Here is an 11,323-nt window from a genome sequence, read left to right as displayed (position 1 = left end):
CTCGGCGGAGTGCTGGCTCACCGCCGGCGGACCACACCACACGGTCATGACCCACGCCGTCGGATCCGAGACGCTGCACGACTTCGCCACCATGGCGGCCACCGAACTGGTGCTGATCGACTCGTCGACCACCCCGGCCCAGTTCGGTGACCGGTTGCGCTGGAACGCCGCCTACCACCGTCTGGCGGCCGGAATTCGCTGACTGAGGTCGCCGGCGTAGAACCCGGCGATCCGCTTCCACGTCGCGACGGGGTTGGAGTACATCGGGAGGTGCCCGCTGTGCGGGATCTCGGCGAGCTCCACCCCGTTCGCGTCGAGCAGCGGCAAATAGGACAGTGACGCGCATTCCTCGCCGTAGAGGTACATCTTCGGGATGGGGAGCGCGAGGAACTTGGTCAGCAGCTCCCCGTGGTCGGCGAGCTCGACCACGGACCGGAGGATGCCGGGCACGGCTCCCGGGCGGAGCTTGTACGGCAGGTTCGCGCTGTACAGGCCGCTCGAGTAGCCCTGGGAGTGGCGGATTCCCTCGACGAACCGGTGGAAGAGGTCGCCGGGCTCCTGCTGGGACAGCAGCTGCCTGGTCGGCGCGCAGTCCTCGGGAGCGAGCGTGCCCTTGATGTTGACGAAGCTGAGCACGCGGCCCGGCTCGCGGTGGGCGAGCAGCAGTGCCGTGAGACCGCCGAGCGAGTGACCGACGACGTGGTAGCGCCCGATGCCCGCGCGGTCGAGCACGGCGCGGGTGGTGTCCACGAGGAACGGCACGTCGATCGCCCTGAGGTCGGCGCACTCCGTGGCGCCGCATCCGGGCAGGTCGAACGCCAGGAAAGCGCGTTCCGTGAACTCGTGCCGTTGCGTGATGTCGGTGTAGTCCTCCTTGCTCGTGCCGAAGCCGTGGAGGAAGACGATCGGCTCGGTGGCGCCGCCGCGGTGCACGGCGGCGACCTTGAGGTTCACCCCCTGAACTCTCAAGAGGAGTTGGTCGTGCACGACTCTGTGCCCCGATGGCATGGCGGACCCCGAATTCTGCGCAGGTGCGGGCTGCGGAACGACGGGACGCCAGCATGCCATTTGCTGTGAGCGCTCACAAGTAGTTGAACCCTTGACCGTCCCGGTCCGTATCCCGCTGTGCCGGCAGATTTCATCCACTGATTCGTGAGGGTTCGAACATGTCGAGAGCGCATGCAAAACCAGAACGGCGCAAGCGGGTGCTCGTCGCCGGAATCGCCGTCGCCGCGACGCTGACCGCCGGCACCGCGATCGCCGCGTTCGCCGCGGGAGAGGGCAACAACGCCGCTGGTCAGTCGATCGCCTGCCCGAAGCCCGTCGTCCCGGCGGCTCCTGCCCAGGCGCAGGCCGAGGTCCAGCGTGAACTGGCGAACCTGGACAAGCAGATAGCCGAGGCGAACAACCGCCTGCGGACGTCGGCGGGTCAGGGTGGCCCGAACTTCGTGCAGAACGCGATTCTCGGTCCTTTGAAGGACAAGCGTGTCGCGGCGCTGAACCGGATCGAAACAGCGATCGGCCGCGCGGCGGAGAAGCCGGAGGGTCTTGAACGATTCGCGCCCTGCGGACTCGGCTCGGCGCCTGCGGTGGCGGCGGCGCCGGCGACGTCGAAGCAGGCGTCCGGCAACAACGGCAACGCGAACGGCAACGGCAACGCGAACGGCAACAACGGATCCGGCAACAACGCGTCGGCGTCGGGGAAGACGATCGAGTGTCCGCTGCCCGTCGTGCAGAACGTCCCGGCTCAGGCGAAGGCCGAAGTGGATCGCGAACTCGCCAACCTCGGCAAGCAGCAGGCCGAGGCGAACGAGCGGCTGCGGACGTCGGCGGGTCAGGGTGGCCCGAACTTCGTGCAGAACGCGATTCTCGGCCCGTTGAAGGACAAGCGCGTCGCAGCGCTGAACCGGATCGAGACCGCGATCGGCCGCGTCGCCGCGAAGCCGGAAGGCCTGGAACGCTTCGCCACCTGCTCGCTCAAGTGACCCTCCTCGGGGTGTGAGCGAGCAGAGCCCGCCTCTCCTCGGGGGTGAGCGTTCCTGGGAAAGGGCTTGCCGAGCGGTCGCGCCACCGCTCGGCAAGCCCTTGACGCACCATGCCGTCCTCGGTAGATGTTAGCGCGCACATCGACTGTTCGACGGAGAACCGATGACCAGATTCCCTGCACTTCTCGCCGCTTCGGCGCTCACGTTGTCCACAGTGGTCGCCAGCGGGGTTCCCGCCGCGGCCGCTGTGGAGTCCGTGACCGTGCGGCCGGATCCGACCTACCAACAGGAGTCCTTCCAGGGGTGGGGGACGAGCCTCATCTGGTTCGCGAACGCCACCGGGGGATACCCGGACGAGATTCGCAACCAGCTTGCCGAGCTGCTGTTCGGCGAGGACGGACTCAACCTCAACATCGCCCGCTACAACATCGGTGGCGGCAACGCCCCGGACGTGCCGTCGTACCTGCGCGCCGGTGCGGCCGTGCCCGGTTGGTGGAAAGCGCCTTCCGGGACCACCCGCGAGGACACCGACTGGTGGAAGCCGGGTGATCCGCGGTTCTTCGACGCGTCGGCGGACCCGCACCAGCGCTGGTGGGTCGACAAGATCAAGTCCCAGGTCACGAAGTGGGAGGCGTTCAGCAACTCGCCGCCGTGGTTCCAGACCGTCAGCGGGTACGTCTCCGGCGGCTTCGACCCGTCGGCCGACCAGCTGCGCGAGGACCGCATCAAGGACTTCGCCGCGTACCTGACGCAGGCGACCGCGGAGCTCGAGCGCGCCCACGGCATCAAGTTCTCGACGCTCGACCCGTTCAACGAGCCCAACACCACGTACTGGAGCACGAAGCTCGGCCCGGACGGCAACCCGACGGGCGGCCGCCAGGAGGGCGCGCACATGAGCCCGGCGCTGCAGGCGAAAGTCGTGCCCGCCGTGGCCGACGCTTTGCGCGCCAAGCGGTTGAAAGCCACCGTGTCCGCACCGGACGAGACCAACCCCGGCATCTTCGCCGACGACTGGGCGGGTTACCCGGCCGCGGTGCGCTCGCAGGTCGGCCAGCTCAACGTCCACACCTACGGCCAGGACCGCCGCACGTCCGCGCGTGACATCGCGAAGGCCGCGGACAAGCCGATGTGGATGAGCGAGGTCGACGGTTCCTGGGGCAACTCCCAGAACTTCACCGCCATGGACTCCGGGCTGGGCATCGCCGCACGGGTGATCGACGACCTGCGCGAGCTCGAACCCCGCGCCTGGCTGCTGTGGCAGGCGATCGAGGACTACGACAACATGAAGCCCGGCGGCGAGACGCCGAACGGCATGAACTGGGGCGTCGTCCAGATCCCGTTCAACTGCGGCCCGCAGGACACGCTCGCGACCTGCCCCGCACGGGTCAACAGCAAGTTCCACACGCTGCGGAACTTCACGCACTACATCAAGCCGGGCGACCGGATGATCAAGGTCAACACCAAGTCCGACGTGGCGGCGGTGCGCAACACCGAGCTGAAGTCCGTGGTGCACCTGAACCAGTCCGAGCAGCCGCAGTCGGTGACCCTGGACCTGTCCGCGTTCGGGTCGGTGCGGCCGAACGCCTCGGTCCGTCCGATCGTGACCGACATGTTCGGCGCGCTCGTGAAGGGCGGCGCGGTGAAGGTGAAGGACCGCAAGGCGACCCTCACCGTGCCCGCGAGGTCGGTCGTGACGTTCGACGTGACGGGCGTGAGCGGTCTGGACCGTTCGGTCGCGCTGAACGGCAAGTACCGCCTCACGGGTGCGCAGAGCGGCAAGTCGCTCGCGCCGTCGGGCACCTCGCTGGTGCAGCGGACGACGAACACCGCCGCGCAGGACCAGGTGTGGCGTCTGGAGCGCAAGACGGGCGGTTACGGCAACGACGTCCAGTTCGCCGTGGTGAACTCCGCCACTGGCCAGCGAATCGCCGCTGTGGACGGTAACGCGACGCTGATCTCCAGCGACAGTCCGGCTGCCAGGTGGATCCTGTCCTCCACCGGCGACGACAGCTGGACCTTCGTCAACGCCGCGACGGGAGCGCTGCTCGACGTCGTCGGCGAGTCGCGTGAGGACGGCGCAAGGATCGGTTTGTACCACGCGACCTCTGGTGCGAACCAACGCTGGACAGCTTCTTCGGTGAGATAGTCGGGAGTGACGGTGGCGCGCAGCCATTTGCTGGTGATGTTGGTACTGCTCACCGGAGCGTGCACGGCTGAGCCGGCCGCGCCGCCACCGTCCACACCGTCGTACCTGAAACCGCCCACGCTCATCAACGAGGTGGTGCCGCCCCAGAACGTGCTCACCGTCGTCCGCGACGTGATCGACGGCCGCACGGTCGAGCTGGCGGACGGCTCCAAGGTCCGGGTGGCCCTGCTCGCCCCGCCCGCGCCGTGCTGGGCGGATGCCGCCCTGGCGTTCGCCAGGAAGACGCTGCTCGCCGCCTCCGTGCGCTTCACCGGCCTGACGCCGGGCGAGATCAACATGGAGCTCGAGGACGGCACCGACTACGCGGTGCTCGCCGTCCAGCAGGGCGCGATGCGGCCGGAAGGCGTCGACGGCGGCCCGCTGATCGCCGCCCAGTCCGAGGCCGCGGCCGCGAAACGAGGGCTGTGGGGCCCGCCGTGCGACGGTTCCGGCACGGCCAAGCCGTCTTCCACGCCGACCACGACCACCACCACTTCCGCCACACCGCCGCCGCCCCCTCCTCCGGCGCCCACGACCACCACCACGCCGAAACCTCCCGCGCGGCCGTGCGCGGTCGCGTACCGGATCGCCGGGCAGTGGCAGGGCGGCTTCCAGGCGACCGTGACCTGGCGCAACACCGGGACCACGACGACCAACGGCTGGACGCTGCGCTGGAACCTCGCGAACGGCGAGTCCGTCAGGGAGATGTGGAACGCCTCGTCCCGGCAGTCCGGAGCGACCGTCAACGCCGTGAACGCCGACTACAACCCGCAGGTCGCGCCCGGCGCTTCGGTGCAGATCGGGTTCAACGCCAACGCGTGGGGTCCGCCGTCGACGCCCTCCTCCTTCTCCCTCAACGGGGCGCAGTGCTCGGTCGAGTAGTCGAACCGACGGCGCGATTGCGCCACTGAATTGCGCAACCGACTGAAACGGGCGGACCAGTGTTCGGCCGTTTGCGCAGTTGAAAGTGAACGTGTTAATTCTTTCCCGGCGGGCAATTCGGCACGCCACTCTCCTGCATGCCTAAGATCGGGAGAGTGGCTGACGATTCGAATGACGGTTCGCCATCCGGAAAACCTGAAAAACTCACCGCGGTATTGGCAATTCGAGCCGCGACCGAACAGTTCAGTGCTCTGATCGGCAGGACACCGGAAGCCGTTTCGGGCATTCGCGCTGTGCCGGACGGCGGCTGGTCGGTGCTGGTCGACGTCGTCGAGCTGGAACGAATTCCGGCTACCACCAGCATCATCGCCACCTATCGAGTCGACGTCGACGCCGCCGGCGAGTTGTGCGGCTGCGAGCGGCTCAGGCGCTACACCCGTGGGACGACCGACATGTGACGGGATGGTTCTTCGTGGACAACAGATCCGGTTCGCTCGCCGACACGTTGGAACGCGTCCTGGACAAAGGTGTGGTGATAGTCGGGGACATCGCCGTCTGCGTGGTGGACATAGAGCTGCTCACGTTGCGGGTGCGGTTGTTCGTGGCTTCCGCGCAGACAGCGCGTGAGATGGGAATGGATTGGTGGACGAACGATCCTTTCTTCACGCCGAAAGCGGTGGAGCGGACCGCTGAGGCGAACGAGCTCGCCCAGCAGAACGCAGCGCTGCGCGACCGCGTCGCGGAGCTGGAGCGGGTGGTGGAGGAACGCCGATGAGCTGCGGTCTGTACGCCTACGCGATCACCAGGGACCGGCCTCTCGACCTCGCCGGGCCGTGGATGGTCGGCCACCGCGGGCTCGCGCTCGTCGTGGCCGAGGTCGAACTGGACCGGTTCACCGGGCTCGACCTGGACGAGCCGTCCGAGGACAGCCCGCTCGCCGTGCTGGCCCGCTACCACGACGCCGTCGTGCGCTCGGTGTTCCGCCACGAACCGGTGCTGCCGCTGCGGTTCGGCACCGTCCTCGACGGTCCCGACGCTGCCGTGCGGTTGCTCGACGCCCGCCACGAGGAGGTGTCGGCCTGGCTGGACCGCGTGCAGGGGCGGCAGGAGTGGGGAGTGAAAGTGCGTGCCGCGCATCGAGAAGCGGTGCAGCTGGACGGGCTGTCCGGCACGGCGTACCTGACTCAACGCCGTCAGCGGCTCGTTGACGCCGACGCGGTTCGCCGTGCCGCCGCGGCTCTGCACGAGAAGTTGGGTGAACGGGCGGACGAGAGCGTGTCCCGCGACGTCACCCGCGATGCGCTCCTGGAAACCGCTTACCTGGTCGACGCCGGGACGGAGTTCCCCGCCGAGGTCGACCGGCTGGCTGCCGAGCTGGGGCTCGCGGTGGAGATCACCGGGCCGTGGCCGCCGTACTCGTTCACGAAGATGGAGCTCGCCGATGCCTGAGCACGGCACGGCGAGCCTGGTCGACCTGCTCGACCGGGTGGTGCACCGGGGCGCGGTCGTGCGGGGTGACGTGGTGATCGCGCTGGCGGGCGTGGAACTGATCCGGCTCGACCTGAGGTTGTTGTTGATCGGCATCGGCGGCGAGATCCGATGAGCGCGCAGGACGCGGGACGCGGACTGGGCCGGATCGTCGTGGCGGTGCTGGAGATCGTGTGCGAACTGCTCGAGCGTCAGGCGCTGCGCCGGGTGGACGTGGGCACCCTCACCGCGGAGGAGGTGGAGAACCTCGGTCAGGCGCTGATCTCGCTGCAACGCCAGTTCGCGGCGTTGCGCGAAGCACTCGGAGATCCCGACACGTCCGGTGTCCGGCTGCCGCTCGACATCGCGAGTCTGTCGCACGAAGAGAGGACATCATCGTGACCGCTCCTGCCGTTCCGAGCTCCGGCGGCCTGGCCGACGTGCTGAACGTCCTGCTGGACAAGGGACTCGTGATCGACGCGTCGGTGAAGGTGTCGTTGATCGGCATCGAGATCCTGAGCATCGACATCAAGGTCGTGATCGCCAGCGTCGACACCTACATCCGTTATCTGGAGGCGATGCAACGACTCGAGGTCGCCCGCAGGGGAATCGTGGTGCAACCGCCCGCCGGGCAGGGGATCGCCGGCACCTACGGCCTGCTGACCCAGGCGGCGGTCCCGGCCGTGGTCGCACCTGCCGTCGTCACGCCGGCCCCCGCTGTCACGCCGGCACCCGCCGCCGTGGAGGAACCCCAGCCGTGAGCCTGTTCTTGCACGGGGTCGTGCGGGCGAGCCACCGTCTGCCGGAACGCTCGCGGTTCCGGTTGCTCGGCCTGGACGAGCTGGCGGTCGTGGTGAGCGACCGGCCGGAGAACCGCGAGCTGACCGAGCAGGAGGCCACGGCCCACCTCGCGGAGCTGTGCGCGTTGCTGTCGGGCGGACCGGTGCTACCGCTGCGGATCGGCACGGTCGCGGTGGACGAGGCCGCGGCCCGTTCCGCCGTGCTCGGGCTCAGAGTGCCGCTGCTGCGCCAGCACCTCGACCGGTTGGACGGCCTGGCGGAGATGCACGTGCGCCTCCTGTTCGACGAGGACACCGCGCTTCGTGCCGTGCACGACAAGGCGACGTTCACCGCACGAGGCGCGGACCTCACGTCCACCATCGCGCGAGGTGAACAGATCGCCAGGGAAATCGTGGCGTGGCGCAGGGGGCAGGCCGACTCGATGCTCGCACCGGTGTCGGAGATGGCTCGGTCGGTCGCCCTGCTCGAAGCGCCGGAGCACACCGAGGAGCTCCGGGCGTACCTGGTGCGACTGGATCAGGCCGAGGGCGTGCGCGCCGCGATCGCTGGGCTCGGTGGTGTCGTGGCGACCTGCACCGGGCCGTTGCCCGCGTTCCACTTCCTCGATCTCGCACCGCGGAACGCCCAGCAGCCGGCCTCGCGCTGGGGCTGGTAGGTCTGCGATGAGCTCTGTGCGGATCCAGGTGCTGGGTTCGACGCGGGCGTGGAACGGCGGGACGGAGATCGAGCTCGGTCCGCCAGGACGACGGGCCGTGCTGGGACTTCTCGTGCTCGCCGAAGGGGAACCGGTGGCCACCGGGTCGCTGGTGGACGCGCTGTGGGGCGACCGGCCACCGCCGAGTGCGGTGAACGTCCTGCAGACGCACGTCAAACACCTGCGCCGGCTGCTGGAGCCCGGCCGTTCGGCACGGTCGGGCAGCGGGGTCCTGCCGTTCGCGAACGGCGGCTACGCGGTGAACCCGGACGCGGTGGACGTCGATCTGGTGGCGTTCCGCCGCCTCGTCGCGGAGGCGAACGACGCCTACCGCGACGGCGACTGGGACCGTGCCGCCGCCGGGCTGGGCACGGCGCTGAAGTTGTGGCACGGCCGGCCGTTCGCGGATCTTCCCGTGCTCGCCACGCATCCGAAGGTCGTGTCGCTCGTGGCGGTGCACCGGGAAGCTCTTGCCCGCCACGGCGACGCGATGATCGCGATCGGGTCCGCGGCGGACGTGCTCGCCGACATCGCCGAGGCGGCAGCCGACCAGCCGCTGGACGAACCCGCGCAGGCCCGCCTGATCCGCGCCTACCACGCCGTCGGTCGTCGTGCCGCAGCCTTCCAGGTCTACCACGAGGCGCGTGCCCGGCTCGTGGAGGAGCTCGGCATCGACCCGGGCCCGGAACTGCGCGCGGCGCACGCGACCTTGCTGCACGACACCGACTTCGGTGGCACCGGGAACGCCGCCACGCGGGCCAGGGCCGTGCCGCGCGTGCCTCGTCAGCTGCCGGCGCACCCTCCCGGGTTCACCGGACGGACCGCTCAGGTGTCCACATTGGACGCTCTGGTTCCGGTGAGCGGGCGTTCCGTCGACGCCGTGACGATCGCCGCGATCTCCGGCACCGCGGGCGTCGGCAAGACCGCGCTGGCCGTGCACTGGGCGCACCGCGTCGCGGACCGCTTCCCGGACGGACAGCTCTACGCGAACCTGCGCGGGCACTCCAGGGGAGGGGCGGCGGCGCCACTGGAGGTGCTCACCCAGTTCCTCACCGCGCTGGAGGTCCCCGCCGAGCGCGTGCCCGTCGACGTGGACGCGGCATCGGCCATGTTCCGGACGCTGACGACCGACCGGAAGGTGCTGGTGCTGCTCGACAACGCCGCCGACCCGGACCAGGTCCGCCCGCTGCTGCCGGCGGGCTCCGCGTGCCTGGTCGTGGTGACCTGCCGCGACCGGATGACCGGTCTGGTCGCCTCGCACGGCGCCCGTCAGGTCACGCTCGACGTGCTGAGCCCCGCGGACGCGCTGGAGCTGCTGGGAAGTGTGCTCGGACCTGAGCGGATCCGGGCGGAACCGGTGGCGGCGGCCGACTTCGCCGAGCTGTGCGCCCACCTGCCCCTCGCGTTGCGGATCGCGGCCGCCAACCTCGCCGACCACCCCGGCCGCGGGATCGACGACCACGTGGCCGAGCTGAGGCAGGGCAACCTGTTGACGGCCCTCGCGGTGCCGGGCGACGAGCACACGGCGGTGCGCACGGCCTTCGACCTCTCCTACGCCGCGTTGCCCGAGCAGGCGCAACGGTTGTTCCGCCTGCTGAGCCTCCTGCCGGGCAGCGACACCGGGACGGAGGCCGTCGCGGTGCTCGCCGGGGCGGAACCGGAGGAGGCGGCGCGGTTGCTGGACCGGCTCGCCGCCGCGCACCTCGTCGAGTTCCACGTCCCCGGCCGCTACAGCTTTCACGACCTGCTCCGTCTCTACGCGGCCGAGCAGGCGGCGCGCCACGAGAAGGAGGAGGACCGCGCAGCCGCACTCCAGCGGTTGTACGACTGGTACCTGCGCGCTGTGGACGCCGCGGCCCGGTTGCTCTACCCGCACATGCTGAGGCTGCCGCTACCGCCGCTGCTGGTACGGCCACCGGCCGGCGTCACCGGTCCGGCGGAGGCCGCGAACTGGCTCGACTCCGAACGCGCCAACCTCGTCGCGGCGATCAGGAGCGCGGCGAGAGCCGGGCCGCGGACCACGGCGTGGTTGCTCGCCGACGCGCTCCGGGGCTACTTCTGGATGTCCAGCCGGCGCGTCGACTGGCAGGCCACCGCGCAGGCGGCGCTGGCCGCGGCCGAGGAGTCCGGCGAGCCCCGCCCGCAGGCCGCCGCCAGGCTGAGCCTGGCCGACCTGTACTTCCGGCAGGGCAGGTACCAGGACGCCGTCCGGCACTACACGCACGCACGACTGCTTGCGCGGCAAGCGGAGTGGGCGGCGGCCGGGGCCGCCGTGCTGGGCAACCTCGGGTGCGTCTACTGGCAGTCGGGGCGGCTCGCCGCAGCGGCCGCGCGCTTCGCGAGGTGCCTCGCGCTGAGCAGGAGCATCGGCCAACCGGCGGGTGAGGCCGTCGCGCTCGGGAACCTCGGCCTCGTCCACTGGGAGATGGGCAGGCTGGAGCAGGCGGCCGAGCACTACACCCTGGCGCTGGGCCGGTACCGGCAGATCGGGTCGCGGTACGGCGAAGCGATCAACCTCGGCAACCTCGGCCACACGCAACGCGCCCGCGGACTGCCCGTCGAGGCGGCCGAGCTGCTCACCCGCGCGCTCGCTCTGCACCAGGAGAGCGGCAACCGCGGCGGTGAGGCCCAGACCCGCGGCAGGCTGGCCGCGACGTGCGGCGACCTCGGCCGCGCGGCAGAGGCGTTGGAGCACGCCCGTACGGGGCTCTTCCTGGCACAGGAGGCCGGTGATCCCCGGACCGAGGTGGAAGCGCTCGCCGCCCTGGCGGCCGTCGACCACCGCCTCGGCCACCGCACGGACGCGATCCGGCACTACCGCCAGGCACTCGACCTCGTCCGCAACACGGGGGACAGGTATCCCGAGATCGACATCCTCATCGGCCTCGCCACCGTCACCGCCGACCCCGCACTCGCCCGGCAGGCTCTCGCGCTGGCGCGGAACGCGGGCTACCGCGCGCTGGAGGGCCAGGCCCTGACCGCGCTCGCCGGCATCCTGCTCGCGTCGGGCAATCCCCGGGACGGCACCGATCACGCGTTCCAGGCGCTCGCCGTGCACCGGGAGACCGGCCACCGCCAGGCGGAGGCGGCCACTCTCGCGGTGCTGCGACGGGCGCAGCGTGAAGCACCTGGTCAGCCCAGTCCGTAACCCAGCCGCCCGTTTTGGCGCGAAAAGCACGTTCGGGCCGCTAGATGGCCCAAAAGCCACGTTCGCTCCCAGGGCTCGTTTGGCGCGAAAAGCACGTTGGGGCCGCTAGATGGCCCGAACGTGCTTTTCGCGCCATGAGCACCTCGCGACGGTGATCGTGG

Annotated in this window: 12 protein-coding genes and 1 pseudogene; 12 read left to right on the top strand and 1 reads right to left on the bottom strand. The window is 70.2% G+C overall.

Translation table 11 applies throughout. The features are described 5' to 3' along the window. Positions 1-202 (top strand): annotated as a pseudogene (locus tag ACFOWZ_RS43325) (L-arabinose isomerase); the annotation flags it as partial. Here the strand turns inward: ACFOWZ_RS43325 and ACFOWZ_RS43320 are convergent. Beyond that, complete coding sequence (locus tag ACFOWZ_RS43320; protein WP_382379816.1) at positions 172-954, bottom strand: alpha/beta fold hydrolase; 783 nt, start codon at positions 952-954, stop codon at positions 172-174. The pseudogene ACFOWZ_RS43325 and the gene ACFOWZ_RS43320 overlap by 31 nt on opposite strands. 212 nt (positions 955-1,166) lie before the next feature. On the opposite strand from ACFOWZ_RS43320, the gene ACFOWZ_RS43315 reads away from it, so the two are divergent. From ACFOWZ_RS43315 to ACFOWZ_RS43265, 11 genes are all read left to right on the top strand, one after another. Beyond that, positions 1,167-1,985 (top strand): hypothetical protein, encoded by an 819-nt coding sequence (locus ACFOWZ_RS43315; protein WP_382379815.1) that lies wholly within the window; start codon positions 1,167-1,169, stop codon positions 1,983-1,985. A 163-nt stretch (positions 1,986-2,148) separates the two neighbouring features. Continuing rightward, positions 2,149-4,131 (top strand): RICIN domain-containing protein, encoded by a 1,983-nt coding sequence (locus ACFOWZ_RS43310; protein ID WP_382379814.1) that lies wholly within the window; start codon positions 2,149-2,151, stop codon positions 4,129-4,131. 12 nt (positions 4,132-4,143) lie between these two features. Beyond that, on the top strand, positions 4,144-5,052 hold the full coding sequence (locus ACFOWZ_RS43305) for a cellulose binding domain-containing protein (protein ID WP_382379813.1): 909 nt from the start codon (positions 4,144-4,146) through the stop codon (positions 5,050-5,052). 155 nt (positions 5,053-5,207) lie between these two features. Next, positions 5,208-5,510, top strand: a complete 303-nt coding sequence (locus ACFOWZ_RS43300) for a gas vesicle protein GvpO (RefSeq protein ID WP_236703688.1) — start codon at positions 5,208-5,210, stop codon at positions 5,508-5,510. Positions 5,511-5,524: 14 nt separating this feature from the next. Continuing rightward, positions 5,525-5,827 (top strand): gas vesicle protein, encoded by a 303-nt coding sequence (locus ACFOWZ_RS43295; protein WP_382379812.1) that lies wholly within the window; start codon positions 5,525-5,527, stop codon positions 5,825-5,827. After that, positions 5,824-6,501, top strand: coding sequence for a GvpL/GvpF family gas vesicle protein (locus tag ACFOWZ_RS43290; RefSeq protein WP_382379811.1), 678 nt, complete (start codon positions 5,824-5,826; stop codon positions 6,499-6,501). The genes ACFOWZ_RS43295 and ACFOWZ_RS43290 overlap by 4 nt, the downstream gene beginning before the upstream one ends. Then, positions 6,494-6,655, top strand: coding sequence for a gas vesicle protein GvpJ (gene gvpJ, locus ACFOWZ_RS43285; RefSeq protein WP_081902445.1), 162 nt, complete (start codon positions 6,494-6,496; stop codon positions 6,653-6,655). Before ACFOWZ_RS43290 ends, gvpJ (ACFOWZ_RS43285) begins: the two co-directional genes overlap by 8 nt. Further along, the gene (locus ACFOWZ_RS43280) at positions 6,652-6,921 is read left to right on the top strand and encodes a gas vesicle protein K (RefSeq protein ID WP_382379810.1); all 270 of its coding nucleotides are present in this window, start codon (positions 6,652-6,654) and stop codon (positions 6,919-6,921) included. The genes gvpJ (ACFOWZ_RS43285) and ACFOWZ_RS43280 overlap by 4 nt, the downstream gene beginning before the upstream one ends. Continuing rightward, the gene (gene gvpJ, locus ACFOWZ_RS43275; protein ID WP_382379809.1) at positions 6,918-7,280 is read left to right on the top strand and encodes a gas vesicle protein GvpJ; all 363 of its coding nucleotides are present in this window, start codon (positions 6,918-6,920) and stop codon (positions 7,278-7,280) included. The genes ACFOWZ_RS43280 and gvpJ (ACFOWZ_RS43275) overlap by 4 nt, the downstream gene beginning before the upstream one ends. Then, positions 7,277-7,975, top strand: coding sequence for a GvpL/GvpF family gas vesicle protein (locus tag ACFOWZ_RS43270; RefSeq protein WP_382379808.1), 699 nt, complete (start codon positions 7,277-7,279; stop codon positions 7,973-7,975). The genes gvpJ (ACFOWZ_RS43275) and ACFOWZ_RS43270 overlap by 4 nt, the downstream gene beginning before the upstream one ends. 7 nt (positions 7,976-7,982) lie before the next feature. Further along, the gene (locus tag ACFOWZ_RS43265) at positions 7,983-11,162 is read left to right on the top strand and encodes an AfsR/SARP family transcriptional regulator (protein ID WP_382379807.1); all 3,180 of its coding nucleotides are present in this window, start codon (positions 7,983-7,985) and stop codon (positions 11,160-11,162) included. Positions 11,163-11,323: the final 161 nt, after the last annotated feature.

The sequence above is a fragment of the Lentzea rhizosphaerae genome, from assembly GCF_042649515.1.
Lineage (GTDB): Bacteria > Actinomycetota > Actinomycetes > Mycobacteriales > Pseudonocardiaceae > Lentzea > Lentzea aerocolonigenes.
Note: the sequence above shows the minus strand (reverse complement) of the source record. Positions and strands in the feature narration are given on the sequence as shown.

What these genes read in the sequence shown, in the direction of transcription:
- ACFOWZ_RS43315 (WP_382379815.1), top strand. Translation starts at nt 1,167, where the DNA reads ATGTCGAGAGCGCATGCAAAACCAGAACGGCGCAAGCGGGTGCTCGTC.
- ACFOWZ_RS43310 (WP_382379814.1), top strand. Translation starts at nt 2,149, where the DNA reads ATGACCAGATTCCCTGCACTTCTCGCCGCTTCGGCGCTCACGTTGTCC.
- ACFOWZ_RS43290 (WP_382379811.1), top strand. Translation starts at nt 5,824, where the DNA reads ATGAGCTGCGGTCTGTACGCCTACGCGATCACCAGGGACCGGCCTCTC.
- gvpJ (WP_081902445.1), top strand. Translation starts at nt 6,494, where the DNA reads ATGCCTGAGCACGGCACGGCGAGCCTGGTCGACCTGCTCGACCGGGTG.
- ACFOWZ_RS43280 (WP_382379810.1), top strand. Translation starts at nt 6,652, where the DNA reads ATGAGCGCGCAGGACGCGGGACGCGGACTGGGCCGGATCGTCGTGGCG.
- ACFOWZ_RS43265 (WP_382379807.1), top strand. Translation starts at nt 7,983, where the DNA reads ATGAGCTCTGTGCGGATCCAGGTGCTGGGTTCGACGCGGGCGTGGAAC.